Here is a 17807-nt window from a genome sequence, read left to right as displayed (position 1 = left end):
GGCGGGTACCGATCCGACGCTCGGACCGGTGCGCGCCACAGGTTTCGGGATACCGCACGCTAGGCAATGGCTGCTTGCCTTCGCCGAGGCCGCCGCGCCGACGTACCAAACTGCGCGCGAGGCCGCGGTGACGCGCGCGTCGCTTTCGGCCCTCAGCTCGGTAACCGCCACCGGATGGACGGTGTTCGCGGCCGCAATCGCCGCGTGGAGCGCATCCGGCCGCGTGCACTGGCCGGAGTTGCGCCTGATCGCCGTGATGGGCCTCGTTGTCTTCGTGCTCTGCTGCGCGATGGCGTTGGGGCGCAGTTCGCTGCGCGTAGAGCTGCAGATGAGCTCCCAGCGCATCACGGTCGGCGGCAATTGCCGGGTGACCGTCGAAGTGCACGAGCCGCTCGATCGCCGACGATTCAACCTCGTTCCCGCGCGCCTTTCGGTTCCGGACGGCAGCGCGGACGGCCGCACCTTCGACCTGCCCGTTCTCGGACGGGGCATGGCGCACCGATTCGAGCCCTTCGACATTCCCGGCGACCGGCGCGGCGTGATCGAGGTGGGTCCGGCCACCGCCGTGCGCGGGGACCCGTTCGGACTCGTGCGCCGACGCCTCGTACTGGCAGGCAAGCGCGAACTGCTCGTGCACCCCTATCGGATCCCGCTGCCGCCGCTCGGCTCCGGCGTACTGCACGATCTGGAGGGCAGGGTCACCGAGCACGTTTCGGCCAGCGACCTGGAGTTCCACACCCTGCGCGAATACGTGCCGAGCGACGACGCCCGGCACATCCACTGGCGCTCCTCCGCCAAGCTCGCCTCGACCCGGCCGGACAAGCCGTTCCTGGTCCGCCGCTTCCTCGAGACCCGGCTGACCCACCTGCTCGTGCTCGTGGACGGCGAACTGGCCTCCTACAGCGACCCCGCGCAGTTCGAGACCGCTGTCAGCACGGGAGCATCCATCGCCGTGCGGGCGTTGCAGGACAAGCTCCAGGTGACGCTGCTGGTGGCGGACCGGCTCGCGCACGAGCCGAGCATTCCGCAGGCCCTCGACGCCTGCGCCCGGGCCGAGGCCGACTCCGGCGGCGGGCTGTTCGCGCTGATCGCCCGCGGCCTGAGGGTCGCACCCCGCACGACCTCGGTGATGATCGTCACCGGATCGGTGCGCGACTACCCGCAGCTGCGCAAGGTCTGCCGACGCATCCCGCGCGGCCTGCGCTCCATCGCCATCCGCATCGACCCGGACAACCCGACCGGCGTGACCGCTTCCGGTTCGCTCAGCGCTCTTTCGCTGCGCCGTATCGAGGATCTGCCGGTCCTGATCCGTGAGGCCGTCTCGGCATGACAACGCCACGAATCTCCCGAGCCGAATCCGGCACTACGCTCATCGACGACTCGTTCCTCGCCGCCGCCTGCGCCATAGCGCTGTACGCCCTGCGCGCCACGTACGCGGGATGGGCGTTTCTCGCAGTCGGCGTCGCAGGGGTGCTGATCGGTCTGCTCACCACCCGCCTCGCCGCGTGGGCGACGCGTTCGGTCGCCGTCGCGGCGCTCTTCGCCGCAGTCGCGTACCTCGTGGCCGGTCCCGTCGTGCTCTCCTTCGCATCAGGCCTCGGATTCGGAGCGCCCACCCCTGCCGCGGTGCGCGGGATCGCGCTGACGGCCGTGCGTTGCTGGAAGCAGTTGCTGACCACGCCGCCGCCGGTCGGTGACACCGAGGCGTTTCTCGCCGTGCCGTTCATCCTCGGGCTCGTCGGCGCCACGACTGGCGCCCTCGTGATCCGTCGCATCCGGGCCGCGGCGGCGCCGCTGGCATCCCCGGTATGCGTGCTCGTACTCGCCTTCGCACTCGGCACCAGCCAGCCTTCGAACTGGCCGGTCACCGCCGTGCTGTTCACGGTCGTCCTGCTCATCTGGACCGCACTGCGCAATCATCGCGGCGGCCGGTCCGTCGCCGTCAGTTCTGCGCGCACGCTGCGCATCTCGGTCGCGGCCGTCACGCTGCTGGCCGCTGGAGCGGTCGCAGCGGCCGCCGAGCCGTCCGCGCCGGGAGCTCAGGGGGAGGGGCGTTCGATCCTGCGCACCCGAGTCTCGCCGCCGCTGAACGTGGCCGACTACCCGAGCCCGCTCAGCGGCTTCCGCAAGTACACCAAGGACGCCGACCTACTCTGGAACCAGCAGCTCCTCACCGTCTCCGGGCTGCCCGCCGGAGCCCCGATCGAGATCTCAATACTCGATGACTACAACGGGTGGGTCTGGGGCGCCGTCAACCCGGCAGACGGCGACGAATACCTCCGCGTCACCTCCTCCTCCCTGCCGACCGCGCCAGTCTCCGGGCCAAGCGCCACGGTCAAGATCACTATCGATGCCGGATACGCGGCTCCGACGGACCTGCGCGTATGGCTGCCCACCGTCGGCACGGTCAACAGCGTCGCATTGACGGGCGCGGATGCGACGCAGCAGACGGGCAACCTGTGGTACGACTCTGCGACCGGCTCCGGAATCGTCACCAGCGGCCTGCAGGCCGGCGACACCCTGACGCTGCAAACGAGCTTGAACCAGCCGACGCTGACCGCCACCGACCAGCCCTACCCGTCCGGCTCGCTGACCGACGGCTACCAGGCACAGTTCGCGGCACGCGCCACAGCCTGGGATCAGGGCGCGACCGGCTCGATCGCTCAGATCGAGGCGATCGCGTCCTACCTGCGGCGCAACGGAGCCTACAGCGACGGGGGCGCGGGCCAGGGCGAGTACCTGCCGGGCCACGGCATCGGACGGCTGACCTCCTTCCTCAACGGCCGCCAGCCGGTCGGCGACGACGAGCAGTACGCCGCCGCCCTGGCGCTGATGGCCGAAAGCCTCGGCGTGCAAGCGCGCGTGGTGTTCGGCGCCGTTCCCGAGGCCGACGGCGTCGTACGCGGATCCGACATACACGCCTGGGTGCAGGTGCGCATCGCCTCCGGCGCTTGGGCGAGCATCCCGTACACCCAGTTCGTACCCGACCCCTCCAAGGCTCCGCAGCCGCAGCCGAAGCAGAACACCCAGCAGGCGGCCGGCACGGTAGTGCCGCCGCCCGACTCGGCGCAGGCTCCGAGTTCGCCCATCGGCTCGGGGGTGAACACGCCGGGCAGCGTGCACGCGAAGGCACCGAGCCAGGTGCTGCCGAGCTGGTTGGGACACCTGCTGCGCATCCTCGCTCTCGCCGCCTCGCCGCTGCTCGCGCTGCTCCTGGTGGCCGGCGCGATCCGCGCCGCCAAGGAGCTTCGCCGACGGCGCAGACGTACCCGGGGAACGGCATCCGACCGCTTCGCCGCCGGATGGCTGGACCTGATCGATCACAGCCGCGACCTCGGGATCACGGTACCCGCCGGGCTGACCCGCCGTCAGCAGGCCGAGTGCCTTCCGGGCGCCGAGTTCGCCGCGCTCGCCCACCAGGCGGACGCCGCGGTCTACGGTCCAGGCGACCCGGCCGACGAGGCGGGTGCGGCCTACTGGTCGCGACTCGGCAGAGCACGCACTGAACTGAGCCGACAGGCGGGCCGACGCGCTCGGACCCGCGCCGCGTACAGCCTCGGCAGCTTCATGCCTGAAATCCCGGCGCTCTCCAAAGCCCGCCGGACGCTGCGGACCGCGGGAGGCACCCGGTGAAGCTCAAGATCACACTGCGGCGCGACAGCGAGCCGGACGTCGACCTGCTCGTCACCCTGGAAGCAGGCGCCAAGGTCGCCGACCTGGCGGCCGCACTGGCCGTGGGGGAGAACCGCGCCGGCAAGCGCACCGCACCGACGACGCCGGACGATGCGGGGCCCTACCTCCAGGTCGTCTCACCGCACCCGGTCGCTCTCGACCCCGAGGCCACCGTGGCCGGCAGCGGCCTGCGCTCCGGCACGACCGTCCGCCTCGTCGCCGGCCGGCCGCCGAGCGCCCGCGGTTCCGGGCCGACCGTGCTGCTGCGGGTGACCGCAGGTCCCGATCTGGGCAGGCAGTTCCGGCTACCCCGCGGGACCGCGTTCATCGGCCGCGACGCGACCTGCGCGGTGCGCCTCGCCGACGACCTCGCCTCCCGGCGCCACGCCCGGATCACCGTCGGCGAACAGGTGGAGATCAGCGACCTCGGCTCCACGAACGGACTCGAGATCGGCAGCGGCACGGTCGCGCGGGCGCTGCTGCGCGTCGGCGACACGGTGCGCATCGGCGATACCGAACTGCGCCTCGAACAGGCCGATCCGTCCGACGCCCACAGCGCGGCCACCGGCGAGAGCGCCGGGTTCAACCGGCCGCCTCGCCTGAACCCGACCTACCTCGGCGAGACGTTCGCGGCCCCGAAGCCGCCCGCACCGGCCAAGACCGCCCGCATCCCGATCATCCCTCTGTTCACCCCGCTGCTGCTCGGCGCGGTGCTCTACTTGACGACGCACAGCATCACCTCGCTGGTGTTCGTCGGCCTTAGCCCTTTGATGGCCCTGGGCTACGCGTGGGAATCCGCTCGCAGTTCGCGCCGTGACTACCGCCGCGAGGCCGCGCAATTCCGCACGGCCCTTGCCGAGCTCACCGAAAACGTGCACGTCGCCGCCGCCCGCGAGGAGCAGGTGCGTCGGGCAGAGCACCCGTCGGTCGCCGACTGCGTCGAGGCTGCTCGCCACGGCACGCCCTTGCTCTGGGCGCGCCGCCCCGGCGGACCCGGATTTGGCGAATTCCGACTCGGCACCGCGACCCAGCCCTCGCGTAGCACAATCGAGTCGTCGGCCGAGCAGAACGGCTCGCCGGAGCTTCTCGCCGAACTCGGCCGCGCGCTCTCCTCGCTCACCACCGTGACCGCGGTCCCGCTGGTCGCCGCCCCGGCCGAGCACGGCGCAATCGGCCTTGCGGGATTGCGTCAGTCGACCCTCGGCGTCGCACGCGGACTGGTCATCCAGGGCGCCGCGCTGCACTCGCCGTCCGAAATGCTGATCACGGCATTCGCCTCCGCCCGCACCTCAGCGGACTGGGACTGGCTCAAATGGCTGCCCCACACCACGCCCAGCCCGCGGCTGCCCGGACACCGGCTCGTCGCATCTGCCGGTGACGCACTATCCCTGCTCACCGCCCTCGAAACAGAACTCGCGCAGCGGTCCGCGAACAAGGACTCCGCGAGCACCGCGCCGCTGATCCTCGTCATCGTCGAGGACGACACCCCGGCCGAGCGCAGTCGCCTGGTGGCGATCGCCGAGCAGGGACGCGAACACGGTATCTTCGTGCTCTGGATCGCTGATCGCGCCGACCGGCTGCCCGCCGCGTGCCGCGTGTTCGCGACCGTGGACGGCGACCGCGGGTCGGTCGCGTTCGCCGAATCGGGCGAGCACGTCGACCCCGTCGCCTACGAGCCGCTCGACGCCGCGACGGCAGCCGACCTGGCCATGCGCCTTGCGCCGCTTACCGACGCGGCCGCACGGACCGATGACGCCAGCGACCTGCCGCGCAGCGTGCCGCTGATCGCGCTGGGCGAGCAGCAGGCCAGCGTCACATCGGCGGCGATCCTCGAACGCTGGTCGCAGAGCCGATCGATCCTCACCGGCCACTACGCGCCGCCGACCGCCGACGGACTGCGCAGACCCGGAACCCTGCGCGCGGTGATCGGCACCAGCGCCGGGGGCGCCCACGCGCTCGACCTGCGGGCCGATGGACCGCACGCCCTGGTCGGCGGCACCACCGGATCCGGCAAGAGCGAACTGCTCCAGTCCTGGATCCTCGCGATGGCCGCCGCCCACAGCCCGCAACGCCTGACGTTTCTCCTCGTGGACTACAAGGGCGGATCGGCCTTCGGCGACCTCGACCGCCTTCCGCACACCGTCGGTCTCGTCACCGACCTCGACAAACACCTCGTGCGCCGCTGCCTGGCGTCGCTGTCCGCCGAACTGCACCGGCGCGAGGAGCACTTCGCCAGGCATCGTGCCAAAGACCTGCTCGAACTCGAATCCCGCGGGCACAGCGACGCGCCGCCGAGCCTGGTGATCGTCGTCGACGAGTTCGCCGCCCTGGTCAAGGAACTACCCGAGTTCGTCGACGGCGTGATCAACGTCGCCCAGCGCGGCCGCTCGCTCGGCGTGCATCTGATCCTCGCCACCCAGCGCCCGGCCGGAGTGATCTCGGACAACCTGCGCGCCAACACGAACCTGCGTCTAGGGCTGCGCATGGCGGACGAGGCGGACAGCCTCGACGTGCTCGGCTCGCGCGAGGCCGCCTACTTCGACCAGGACGTACCGGGGCGAGCTGTCTCCAAGACCGGTCCCGGTCGGCTGGTGCCCTTCCAGGTGGGGTACGCCGGCGGCTGGACCCGGTCCCGGCCCACGCCTCAGATCGGGATCGAACCGCTCCGCTTCGGCGCCGGGGAAGCGTGGCGCCGGCAGGCCGAGGAGAGTTTCGCCGATCCCGGACCGACCGACCTGCAACGTATGGTGGAGGCGATCAACGCCGCCAACACCGAAGCCGCGCTGCCCGCACCGGCCCGGCCGTGGCTCGACGAACTCCGGCGTGTGTACGACCTCGCCGACAGGTCGCGCTTTCCCCTTACGGGCCGACCGAACACACTCGTGTTCGCGCTCGGTGACGAACCAGGTAAGCAGAAGCAGCCGACTGTGGCGTTCCGGCCCGACGACGACGGAAACCTCGCGGTCTACGGCACGGGCGGATCCGGTAAGAGCACCCTGCTGCGCACCATCGCCGCGGCAGCCGCCCGCGGCGCGGCCATCGACCCGACCCACGTATACGGACTCGACTTCGCCTCCCGCGGCCTGGCGATGCTCGCCGAGCTACCGCACGTCGGCAACGTCATCGGCGCCGGCGACCACGAACTCGCCGCGCGCCTGCTGCGCTGGCTCCGCGAAGTGGTCGGCGAGCGCGCGATCCGCTACGCCAAGGCGGAGGTCAGCTCGATCACGGCCTACCGGCAGAAAGTCGGCGAGCACGCGGCGGGCGAACCGCGGATCCTGCTGTTCGTCGACGGCATGGCAGCGTTCCGCCAGGCCTACGAGTCGAACGACCGCGACGGCGTGTTCGAGAACTTCACCGCCATCGCCGCTGCCGGACGCCCCGTGGGCGTGCATGTGCTGGTAACCGCCGACCGCGCCGCCGCCGTGCCGCACGCGATCGCCTCCTCGATCCAGACCCGTCTCGTGATGCGGCTGGCCGACCCCAACGAATACGCGATGCTCGGCGCGCCCACCGACGTCCTCAAGCCGGACTCACCTCCTGGACGCGGTCTCCTGCACGGCATGGAGCTGCAAACCGCAGTCCTCGGCGGCAGCGACGACGTCAGCATCCAAGCCAACTACACGCGACGGCTCGCCAATTCGATGGTCAAAGCCGGCATCACGGCCGCGCCCGCCATCGAGGGCGTGCCGGAGCGCATCCCGCTGGCGACTCTACCCGCAGACGTCAACGGCATGCCCGTCATCGGCCTGCGGGTCACCGATCTCCAACCGCAGACCTTCACGCCGAGCGGATCCTTCATCGTCACCGGAGCACCCGGCTCCGGCCGCACCGGAACGCTGCGCACGCTCGCTCGCGCGCTACGCCGCTGGGATCCCGAGATCGAACTGCACTTCTTCGCCCCGCGACCCTCCGAGCTGTCCCGGCTCACGCTCTGGAGCACCTGTGCGGACTCGATCGAGTCCGCGAAGCAGATGGCGGAGAAGCTGCTCCAGGAACGCGCCCCCGACCCGGTGCGTCGCGCGGCTCTCTTCATCGAGTGCTTCCCGGAGTTCGCCACCGCCGAAAGCGCGCTGACCGAACTCGCACGCGCCTTCGTCCACGAACGCCGGCTGGTCGTGGGCGAGACGGAAAGCTCCGCACCCGCCGGTTCGCCCAACGGGCTCCAGGGACCGATCAAGTCGGGCCGCACCGGCCTCGCCCTCGCCCCGCTGCAAACCGACGGATTCACGCACTTCCGCACCGGCTTCAACCGCATCGACCCCACAGACTTCCCACCCGGACGCGCCCTGTTCGTGGCCGGAGGGAGAACGACCGCGGTGCAACTCGCCTGGACCGACGCCTGACCGGCGCCCCGACCCCGGCGGCCACCGCGGCCGTCCGCAACAACAGTTGACGAACAGAGAGAGCGGAGAAGACATGTTCGAAGGCATGGATCCGGAGGCTGTCCGGGCATTCGCCAGCCAGTTGTCGAACGACGCCGAGCAGATCGACAACATCATCAATTCCCTCACCGGCCAACTGCACGGCGTGCAGTGGGTCGGCGCCGACGCCGCCCGATTCCGCGGCGAGTGGGACGGCACCTACCGCCCCCAACTGCACTCCGTCAGCAACGCGCTCCGGGACGCCGCGAACGTGGCCAACTCCAACGCCGCCCAGCAAGAGCAGGCCTCAGCGAACTGATCGTCGGCACGCCGAAACCCGCGCCGAGCGGATCAGACCGCAGACTGGACCGGTACCTTTCCGGCCCAGTCTGCGCAGCGGGCTCCAACGGGCTCGGCTGCCCTGCAGCCTTCGACTGCGCTCACCGATGTGAATAACAGATCACAAACATAAACAAGTGGAGTCATGGCGGCCTATCGCTCGCGTGCGCGCGCTTAAGACTTCGCAAGGGGAGAGGCAGATGTACGACCAGGGACAGCAGCCGTCCGATGGGTGGGGCACACCACGCTCACGTAGCGGCCAGCCGCCGGCAGGGCAGGCACCTCAGTACGGATCGGACCAGCAGTACGGGCAGGCCCCGCTGTTCGGACAGCAGCCTCAGCAGCCACAGCACCCGTACATGCCCTACCGGCCGCCGCAGCCACCGAAGAAGGGCAAGAAGGGGCGCATCGTCCTGTTCTCCATCCTCGGTCTCTTCCTGCTCATCGTGATCGTCGGGATAGCGGGCGGCAACAAGTCAAGCGGCAGCGCCGCGGCCAGCACCTCGACGACCGTCGCCGCAGCGCCGAGCACGGCCGGGGCCAAGGCGACAGTTCAGGCGACGACGCAGGCACCAGCCACGACTCAGGCGCCGGCCAAGAAGGTCGTGTTGACCGTAGAGGGCAACGGCATCAAGTCCACCAAGAGCTTCACGATCAGCAGCGGCGACTACTCCGTTGCCTACACGTACGACTGCGCGAGCTTCGGCACCTCCGGCAACTTCATCGCCGACGTCCAGCAGAGCGGCAACGACCTGTTCGACGACCCTGTGGCTAACGCGATGGGCGACAAGGGCCAAGACACGACCTATCTGCACGACGGGCCGGGCACGTTCTACCTAAGCGTCAACTCCGAGTGCTCCTGGACGGTGAAGGTCACCGACGGCGACAACGGTTAGAGCTCGACAGGGGCTGTAGGAAAGGGTCCGAGAAAGACCCGGCGCCGGCGGATCAGGGTCAGTACCCCGGCCCGCCGGGTCGCACCGCGACCAGCGGCGCTGCCAAACCCGCTCCTCATCGCTGTGGACCGAAGCCCTCGCTTCACCTCAGATGCGTCGCAGTATGCATGTGGGAGTGCCTGCTGGCCGCGCGCGAAGACGAACCGGCCCGAATGCCGTCCGGCGAGCGCGCACAATGCGATGGTCGCGCACGTGGTCAACCAGATCGCCGTACCGATTTGCCCTCCGGCCGCGAGTTCCGATGGCCTGCGCATGCCCTCGAGCTACCCGATGGCAGCCGAATATTTCGGTAGCCGATACGATTGACCTCGGCTGGGCCGCGGATGCACCGAGTCGGACGGGGCTACAGAGAGGTAGCGATGGCTGGGGACGGTACGGCGCGCACATCATGGGATGACCAGGCCGCCTTCCGCGAATACGTCGCTACCCGGCTGGACGAATTGGCGTGCGCCTTCTCGGATCACGAGCTTCTCGCCGAGAGCATCGACGCGTCGAGCGCCGAGTCGTGCGCTTTTCGCGGCTTCCTCGCGATGAAGCTCGACGCGCTCGTGCGGGCGCTCGACGCCGCTGACCTCCGATCAGGATCAATGCCGCGGCCGGAGCGGCGACCACCGGCCGCGCTCGAGCGTGTTCGAAGAACCAGACGGCCCCGCCTACTGGCTCGTCTGAAGGGCCGAGCGCCGTGCAATACTCGCGGCGGTCGGACGCGGAGGATCGCTCGTTCGGACTGGATGCGGGCGGTTCAGTCCTCGGGCCCAGCGGGCTGCGAGGGTGTCTTCGCCGCCGCCCGCGGCCGCCGACCTGGGTATTGTGCCGCTTCCCCTTGAGCGCGCTGGGCGGCCGCTTCGGAGGTCGATCCTTCCGCCTCCGGCTCCGGTGCTGCCGAGCCGCGGCGCGGGCGCAGCTGATTGACGGCGAACCAGGCCAAGCCGACTGCGGTCATCACAACGGCGATAAAGAAGTTCAGGCGCAGTCCGAGGATGTACTGCGAGTAGTCGATCCGGATGGACTCCTCGAAGATCCGGAACGCGGAGTAGCCGGCGACGTAGAGCGGGAACAGCCCGCCCGGGCGGAGCTTGCCGGTGCGTCCGAGCCAGATCAGGAACAGGGCGAAGCCGAAGTCCCAGATCAGCTCGTAGAGGAAGGTCGGCTGGAAGGTGGCGTACCCGGTGTAGCCCGGCGGCCGGTACTGCGGGTCGATCTTCAGGCCCCAGGGCGGGGTCGTGGGGCCGCCGAACAATTCCTGGTTGAAGTAGTTGCCGATCCGTCCGATTCCCTGGGCCATCATGATGCAGGGGGCGAGGGCGTCCATCATCAGCGGCACGCTCGCGCCGTGGCGTCGCAGCCGCCAGATGCACACAGCTGCGGCCAGGGCGACTCCGCCCCAGATACCCATGCCGCCATCCCACATGGCGAACACGCCGTACCACACGTGCGGAATCGCAGCAGGGGTGGTGATGTCGAAGTAGATCCGGCCGCCGATCAGACCGGCGGGCACACCCCAGATCGCCATCTCCTCGACCAGCGCCGGGTCCCCGCCGACCGACGCCCAGCGGCGGCGCCCGAGAAACACCGCGAGCGCGATACCCACGATGTACGCGAGCGCGTACGCGTGGATGAACAGCGGCCCGAGGTGGAAGCCGTTCTCACCGACGTACGCTTCGGCCCAGGCGGAATCGCGACGCCCGTGTCCGCCCCCACCACCGCCGGCGAGGAAGTCAGCGAAAGACCCGGTGGCAGACGACAACAGGCAACAGCTGACGAGAGTTGATCAAGCGCAGACCACAGTGGACGACGCCAGGACGCGCCAGCCGAGACCCTGTATCCGCCCTGACACGGCAGCGTTCGAAATGCCTCACTTCCGGCATGACGAATGGCTTCAGCTACCTGGTCGGTTGCTACTGGCGTCTCCACGCTTCGCGCGTAAGCCTGACCGCGAGAACGAGACCGCCAATGCACACCGCGTACTGCGCGGTGCGGACCGGCAGCGGTGATGCGCCGTATCCGAGGATGATCAGCCCAAGCATGACGAGACTTACTGTGGCCAAGATCGAGGCCAGAGCACCGTAGAGTCGAGGCATCGGTGGGCTCCTCACCATCGCATTGGACGATCGCGTCTTACAGGTGGCAGCGAAGGCACAGGCCGTCCGTGGAGGCCGGTCAACTGCGCTGCGACAGGAGTGCCGAGCCGTGCCCGTCGCGTGCCCGTCAGGAGGTAGCCGAACGGTGAATCACGGGGACTCACGGGAGATCGACTCCGCGTCGAGCCTCTGACCACCGCGCAGGTCAGCGCAGGTGTGGATACTCTGCTTCCCAAGCTGACAGCGGAGGGTCTTGCGCTCAGCAGTGGGATGATGCCTGTTTTGGTCCACTTACACGATCGGCGTGGCAGCTATGGTCGGGGAGATCTGCGGCATTTAGACGCCCGAGCGGCGTGCTCGTACCAGCAGGCCGCTATGACTCTTCCGTTAGGAAGCGAGTGGGCTGGAGCGCCATGGACTGGTCGGAATCCTGCAGCCTCCAGTGACTTGCGGCTCGCAATGTTGGAGCTCTCAGCGCCCGCGCGGATGACTTCAATTCCAAGGTGCTGGTGCCCGAGGACCAGAGCGGCGGCGAACAACTCGCGCCCAAGGCCTCGGCCGCGATACTGCGGAGCAAGATGACCACCGACGTGGTTGTAAAGCCCGTCCGGCGAATGCACAAATCCCACGAGACCAGCAATAGCGAGTCGACCTGGGTCAATCGCTATGAGTGCCCAGAAGGCAGCATCCACAGACCGCTCAGGTCGGTCACCTTCGTTGACCGAGGCTGACAATAACGTCGCGCGGTGAGGCTCGGGGCATACGTCTTTCTGCTCCCAGCCCAACCAACGTTGAGCCTCGTCATCGCTAGCGCCGGCCATGGCAATTTTAGCTTCACGATGCGTCGGTGTCCGCAGGACCAAGGACGCGGTTCGCATGGTGTGGAAGTTCGTCGCGCACTCAGCCTGTCGCGGCGTGCGCCATCGGCTTACGAACACAACGACCTGTCCCTCCTGTGTACGCCTCCGCTCCTAGCCTCAAGAATTCAGGCTGGATCCGTGGTCTGATGCCCAGATGACGGAAGGTGCCCGCCACCTGCGATGATCGGTTTGCTGAAGACTGATCAGACGGGTGGAGCGAGGCACCTTCCAGGTGAAGAAGCGTAGTGGATGGGACCGCGGGCTTGGGCTCGAGGCTTCGGGTCGTGGGTTGGTCGGGCACGCGGGAGCGGTGTTGCTGCACCGCACGGCGGACCGGGTCGGGCTGGTCGGAGGGCTGCGCGGGGCTCTGGTGTCGAGTCCGTGGAGGCTGGATCGCGCGAACGCGCTGGTCGGCTTGGTCGTGGGGATCGCGCTGGGCGCCAGGAATCTGCGGCAGGCCGAACTGCTCGCCCGGCACCACGCCGTGCTGATCGGCGACGGTGCGTCGGATTCGACGTTGTGGCGGTTGCTCGGGGAGATCGACGATCGGGCCCGGACAAGGATTGCCGAGGCCAGGGCGAGTGTGCGGGCGCGGGCGTGGGAACTGCTGGCCGATCGCGACGGCGGGTTCCCATGGCTGGTGATCCTGGGCAGACCGCTCACGGGCTGGACGGTGATCGACATGGACGCGACCGTGATCACCTGCTCGTCCAGGAAGGAGCGGGCGGCCGGGACGTACAAGGGGACGTGGGGCTTTCAGTGCGCCATGAGGCGCTTCGATGTATCCCCGGTGCAGCCGGGAGGAACTTGGAAGGAGGTTCCTGGGCCCGATGGCTAACCCGATCCGGAAACGGTGACGGGACCAGAGCATGCCAGGAAACTGACGGCTGTGCCGAGACGCTACGGGCGGCGCGTCAGGGGGCCCGCGTGACATGGCGAAGGCTTGACTGCTTGAACCCCAATCTCCAGCGGAGACAATCGAAGGCTCCACCGGCACGGCGTCTGAGGCCGGTGTCGTCGCCTGCGGCGGCTTGATGGAATGGCCTCCGCACCTTCCGGGCGGCGAAGCGACACCCCGTCAGGGTGTTCGAGGGGATGAGTGGGGCGCCTACCTCACGCTCGAGACGTATGTCGGAGACGAACATGGGATCGCCTACGGGGCGCGAGCCCTATGGCGACGGAGTGCCCGTAGTAGTCGCAGGAGTTACGACCTGCCGAGGAGGACGGGAAAGCCGTCCGCAGGGCCAAGGGGCACAGGTGATCGGACACCAGGATTCGGGAGGTATGCGAAATGCAGAGCGCCGAAACGGTGCTTGGTGTCCTGCGTGAACGCGGCAGGCGGGGCCTGCCGTTGGAGGAGCTATACCGACAGTTGTTCAACCCGCAGCTGTACCTGCTGGCCTACGGGCGTCTTTACTCCAACGACGGGGCGATGACGGCCGGGGCGACCGGGGAGACCGTGGACGGCATGTCGCTGGGCAAGATCGGGCGCGTGATCGACGCGCTGCGCCATGAGCGCTTCCGGTGGAGCCCGGCCCGCAGGGTGCACATCCCGAAAAGGAACGGAGGCCGCCGCCCGCTGGGCCTTCCGACGTGGACGGACAAGCTGGTGGCCGAGGTGGTGCGTCTGCTGTTGGAGGCGTACTACGAGCCGAGGTTCCACGACGCCTCCCACGGGTTCCGGCCGGGCCGGGGCTGCCACACCGCGCTCAGGAAGATTGCGGACACGTGGCAGGGCACGGCCTGGTTCATCGAGGGCGATATCGCCGACTGTTTCGGCAGCCTCGACCACGGGGTGATGCTGGGCACGCTGGGCGAGAAGATCCACGATGGCCGGTTCCTGCGGCTGGTGCGGCACATGCTGCAAGCCGGATACCTGGAGGAGTGGGTGTTCCACGCCACCTTGAGCGGGTCCCCGCAGGGCGGCGTGGCATCGCCGATCTTGTCCAACATCTATCTGGACCGGTTGGACACCTTCGTCGAGCAGGTCCTCATCCCGGAATACACCCGAGGCTCCCAGCGCACCCCCAGCCGGGAGTACCACAACACGTACTACGCGATGCGTCGGGCCAGGGATCGCGGAGATATGGCCGCGTTCCGGGCTCACCGCAAGCGGCTGCGCGAGCTGCCCAGCTCTGATCCGATGGATCCGGGCTACCGGCGGCTTCGCTACATCCGCTATGCCGACGACGTGTTGCTCGGGTTCGCCGGACCCAAGGCCGAAGCCGAGAAGATCAAGGCGCGGTTGGCGGTGTTCCTGCGCGAAGAACTCAAGCTGGAACTCTCGCACGACAAGACCCTGATCACTCACGCCCGCACCGGTGCGGCGAGATTCCTCGGCTACGAGATCACGGTGCAGCACAGCAGCACCCGGATCACCCACCGGCGCAGGTCGGTCAACGGAGTGATCCGGCTGCGGGTGCCGACCTCGATGATCGAGGCCAAGTGCACCCGGTTCATGAAGCGCGGCAAACCCGTGCACCGTTCCGACCTGATGGGCTCCACCGATCGGGAGATCATCGGGCGGTTCGGGGCTGAATACCGGGGCATCGTCCAGTACTACCTGCTGGCATCGGACGTCTTCCGCCTGGACCGGCTCCACTGGGTGATGGAGACCTCGATGCTCAAGACGCTGGCTGGCAAGCACCGCTCGACCGTGTCGGCCATGTCCCGGAGATACCGGGCCAGGATCGACACACCGTACGGGCCCTACAAGTGCTTCCAGGCCACTACCACGCGTCCCGGCAGGAAACCGCTGGTCGCAAGGTTCGGCGGAGTTCCGCTGCGGCAGAACAGGAAGGCGCTGATCGTGGACAAGTCCGCGCTCGCGCCCCCGGTCCGGCGCAAGGAGCTGGTCTCCCGGCTCCTGGCCGGCCGCTGCGAGCTGTGCAACGGACACGATGAGATCGCTGTCCACCACGTCGCCAAGCTCGCAGATCTGTCCGACCGCAGGCAGCCACACCCGCACTGGGTGACGGTGATGCTCAAGAAACGGCGCAAGACCCTCGTGGTCTGCCGCGACTGCCACCACCTCATCCACCACGGAGGCTGACGGAGCACGAAGATCACTGGAGAGCCGCCTGCGGTGAAAGTCGCACGGGCGGTTCGGGCCGGGGGCCGCCGGAAAAGGACCCGCACCACGCGGGCACCTCGCCGACGGCCTACCGGTGCCCCGCTGGCCGCGTGGTGCACGAACACGTTCGAGTGCCTGGCCATGATGCTCCGGCCGGGAAACGCGGGCTCGAACACCGCCTCCGAGCACATCGCGGTCCTCGGCGACCCGCTCGGTCAGCTCCCGCGCGGACATCGCCGCAGGATTCTGATCCGTCTGGATGGAGCGGGTGCGAGCCATGCTCTGCTCGAGCACCTGCTCTCCCTGTCCACCGCGCGCCGGAAGGTCGCGTTCACCAGCGGGTTCACCATCACCGCGGCGGAGGAGGCCGCGATCGCCGATCTGCCCGAGCACGCCTGGGTACACGCGGTCGAGCAGGACGGGTCGATCGACCCGGTCGCACAGGTCGCCGAGCTGACCGGGCTGTGGCGCCGGACCGGCTGGCCGGACGGGCTGCGTTTCATCGCCCGGCGGGTCAAACCCACCCGCAGGCACGCGAAGAAGCTCACCGAGTTCGAGAAAGCCACTGGCTGGCGCTACCAGCTGGTCGTCACGAACATCAAAGACCTGGGACGCGGCGTGCCCGGCTCGCACCACGTGTTCTTCCTCGACACCCTGCACCGCCAGCACGCCGTGGTCGAAGACCGGGTGCGCACCGAGAAGGCCACCGGCATCAGAACCCTGCCCTTCCACGGATACGCGCGCAACCAGGCCTGGCTGCTGGCCGCGAACCTCGCCGCCGACCTGCTCGCCTACCTCCAGCTCCTCGGCCTCGACGAGCATCGCGAACTCGCCGCCGCGGAACCCGAGACGCTGCGCACGACGATCCTGCACATCCCCGCGCGCCTGGTCACGCACGCCCGCCGACGCATCCTGAAGATCGAGCAGACCTGGCCGTGGGCACACGCCGTCATCGAGGCCTGGGAACGCCTCGGCGCGATCCCGGCGCCGGCCTGAGCGCCGGACCGACCAGAAAGGAGGAGAAGCAGCAGGTCAAGCGGGCGTCAACCGCCGAAGCGGTGGCCACGCCAAGCCCCAGCCCGCACACCGCGAGGACAAACGCCGCGAACCGGGCTCCAACCCAAGCCAGCCGAACCCCTGAGTCAAGGGATGACTACGGCTGAAGGATCGAGGCTAGCAAGCGTCCTGCACACTCAGTGTGCGAGATTATGCCGTGTCAACGGCCAGATAGTCAACGTATCGCATCGCCGTGCGGCCGTGCCCGCCGCGTGCCCGTCAGGAGTTAGCCGAACCGTGAATCACAGGGACTCACAGGAGATCAACTCCACGTCGAGCCGCTGACCAGCGCGCAGGTCAGCGAAGGGGCGCGTAGTATGCTTCCCAAGCTGACAGCGAATATGGACAGACAGTCTTGTCGCTGGCCTAATTGTCTACCGGCGATGGCATTGGCTTTTCTGTGGTTGGCAGGGTACGCACAAGGCTCGCGATATTCCGGGTATTCCAGCTAAGCAGCCCGGACAGGACAACAACACTAGATGCGGCAGTAAGAACTGGACGAAACGGCGCATTGGGTCTCAATGCGTACGTCAAGTTCCCCTCGGTGATTCCGAGCACGGGGAGCACGAACGGCGGAACCCTTCGCCACCAGGCGCCACGCTGGAACGCACGCGCCCATTCGGAAGCCGCCGCAGCTACAGCCGGATTGGGGTGCGGCAGGCGCTGTTTAGCGAGCCTGCACACTTCGACGCGGTCATGTTTGGGTACGCTGCGCCATACCGCATAGGCTCGACTCACGCGCGCATTATGTCAGCGCAGACGCCGCACTTGCTTGACATGATCGAAAGGCGCCACGGCAGCCTACGCGTTTCGGCGTGCCCGTACGGAGCGGTAATGGCGGTCAATCACGGTCATTGGCGGGGAGCGGGCCACGGGGCCGCAGGTCAGCGTGACGTGCGCGAGGCGCGGACGCTACTACGGATCTTGTAAACAGGTGGTTAGCCAGCCAATGCAGGTGTTGGTAGCCTTGCGATTCGCGGCGGTTGCCCGGCGATAAAGGGAGCTGGTCATGGCGAGCGTCACGCGGGGACTGATCACGCGTCGGGGCAGCGAGACTGTCGTGCGCAACAGGGGCTCCGTGCTCTGCTGCGGAGCGCTGGCCGGCGCCCTGCCGCTGTTCGCCTATCTTGCCGGCATCGTCTCGATGCGCCATCGTGCAGCGGAGGGCGGGTTCGTCGGGGTGCCGGTGGTGCTCGGCCTGCTTGGCTATCTCTGCTGGATCATCGGAGGCCGTCAGTCGATACGCCTCGGCCCGGTTGGTCTCATCGTGGAGAACGCGCTAGTGTCCTGCGCCTAAAGTTCGTTAGCTAAGTGATACGATGGGGCATGCCTCGTACCGGACGGCCGAAGGCCGGCGAGTTGGTCCTGACCGATGACGAGCGCGCGGAGCTTGAACGCCTGGCGCG

The 17807-nt window shown here is 68.4% G+C and carries 11 protein-coding genes; 9 read left to right on the top strand and 2 right to left on the bottom strand.

All coding sequences use genetic code 11. The features are described 5' to 3' along the window. The first annotated feature begins 28 nt into the window (after positions 1 to 28). From KDK95_RS37435 to KDK95_RS19635, 5 genes are all read left to right on the top strand, one after another. On the top strand, positions 29 to 1330 hold the full coding sequence (locus KDK95_RS37435) for a DUF58 domain-containing protein (protein ID WP_212519676.1): 1302 nt from the start codon (positions 29 to 31) through the stop codon (positions 1328 to 1330). Further along, positions 1327 to 3633, top strand: a complete 2307-nt coding sequence (locus tag KDK95_RS19650) for a transglutaminase-like domain-containing protein (protein ID WP_212519675.1) — start codon at positions 1327 to 1329, stop codon at positions 3631 to 3633. The genes KDK95_RS37435 and KDK95_RS19650 overlap by 4 nt, the downstream gene beginning before the upstream one ends. Continuing rightward, positions 3630 to 8018, top strand: a complete 4389-nt coding sequence (locus KDK95_RS19645) for a type VII secretion EssC family protein (RefSeq protein WP_212519674.1) — start codon at positions 3630 to 3632, stop codon at positions 8016 to 8018. Before KDK95_RS19650 ends, KDK95_RS19645 begins: the two co-directional genes overlap by 4 nt. A gap of 73 nt (positions 8019 to 8091) precedes the next feature. Next, positions 8092 to 8355: a WXG100 family type VII secretion target gene (locus tag KDK95_RS19640; RefSeq protein ID WP_212519673.1), complete on the top strand. Its 264-nt coding sequence runs from the start codon at positions 8092 to 8094 to the stop codon at positions 8353 to 8355. Positions 8356 to 8575: 220 nt separating this feature from the next. Next, the gene (locus KDK95_RS19635) at positions 8576 to 9271 is read left to right on the top strand and encodes a hypothetical protein (RefSeq protein WP_212519672.1); all 696 of its coding nucleotides are present in this window, start codon (positions 8576 to 8578) and stop codon (positions 9269 to 9271) included. 802 nt (positions 9272 to 10073) lie between these two features. On the opposite strand, the gene lgt is transcribed toward KDK95_RS19635, so the two are convergent. Both lgt and KDK95_RS38295 read right to left on the bottom strand, forming a co-directional pair. Continuing rightward, complete coding sequence (gene lgt, locus KDK95_RS19630) at positions 10074 to 11078, bottom strand: prolipoprotein diacylglyceryl transferase (protein WP_212519671.1); 1005 nt, start codon at positions 11076 to 11078, stop codon at positions 10074 to 10076. Between the two features lie 645 nt (positions 11079 to 11723). Further along, entirely contained in the window at positions 11724 to 12290 is a 567-nt protein-coding gene (locus KDK95_RS38295; RefSeq protein ID WP_212519670.1) for a GNAT family N-acetyltransferase, read from the bottom strand. A gap of 292 nt (positions 12291 to 12582) precedes the next feature. Between KDK95_RS38295 and KDK95_RS19620 the strand changes: the two genes are divergently transcribed. The 4 genes from KDK95_RS19620 (at position 12583) to KDK95_RS19605 (ending at position 17698) form a co-directional block, all read left to right on the top strand. Further along, positions 12583 to 13110, top strand: coding sequence for a hypothetical protein (locus tag KDK95_RS19620; RefSeq protein ID WP_372463357.1), 528 nt, complete (start codon positions 12583 to 12585; stop codon positions 13108 to 13110). A 453-nt stretch (positions 13111 to 13563) separates the two neighbouring features. Beyond that, positions 13564 to 15324, top strand: coding sequence for a reverse transcriptase/maturase family protein (locus KDK95_RS19615; RefSeq protein ID WP_372463356.1), 1761 nt, complete (start codon positions 13564 to 13566; stop codon positions 15322 to 15324). 33 nt (positions 15325 to 15357) lie between these two features. After that, positions 15358 to 16341, top strand: a complete 984-nt coding sequence (locus KDK95_RS19610) for a transposase (RefSeq protein WP_212519667.1) — start codon at positions 15358 to 15360, stop codon at positions 16339 to 16341. A 1069-nt stretch (positions 16342 to 17410) separates the two neighbouring features. Then, a complete protein-coding gene (locus KDK95_RS19605) occupies positions 17411 to 17698 on the top strand; it encodes a hypothetical protein (RefSeq protein ID WP_212519666.1) in 288 nt (95 codons plus the stop codon). Positions 17699 to 17807: the final 109 nt, after the last annotated feature.

The organism is Actinospica acidithermotolerans (assembly GCF_018139625.1).
Taxonomy (GTDB): Bacteria; Actinomycetota; Actinomycetes; order Streptomycetales; family Catenulisporaceae; genus Actinospica; species Actinospica acidithermotolerans.
The sequence above is the reverse complement of the archived record's forward strand: the minus strand, read 5'-3'. Positions and strand labels throughout refer to the sequence as shown.

Bases quoted from the DNA above. Each gene is read 5' to 3' on its own strand.
- KDK95_RS19650 (WP_212519675.1), top strand. From the start codon at position 1,327: ATGACAACGCCACGAATCTCCCGAGCCGAATCCGGCACTACGCTCATC.
- KDK95_RS19640 (WP_212519673.1), top strand. From the start codon at position 8,092: ATGTTCGAAGGCATGGATCCGGAGGCTGTCCGGGCATTCGCCAGCCAG.
- KDK95_RS19635 (WP_212519672.1), top strand. From the start codon at position 8,576: ATGTACGACCAGGGACAGCAGCCGTCCGATGGGTGGGGCACACCACGC.
- KDK95_RS38295 (WP_212519670.1), bottom strand. From the start codon at position 12,290: ATGCGAACCGCGTCCTTGGTCCTGCGGACACCGACGCATCGTGAAGCT.
- KDK95_RS19615 (WP_372463356.1), top strand. From the start codon at position 13,564: ATGCAGAGCGCCGAAACGGTGCTTGGTGTCCTGCGTGAACGCGGCAGG.
- KDK95_RS19605 (WP_212519666.1), top strand. From the start codon at position 17,411: ATGGCGAGCGTCACGCGGGGACTGATCACGCGTCGGGGCAGCGAGACT.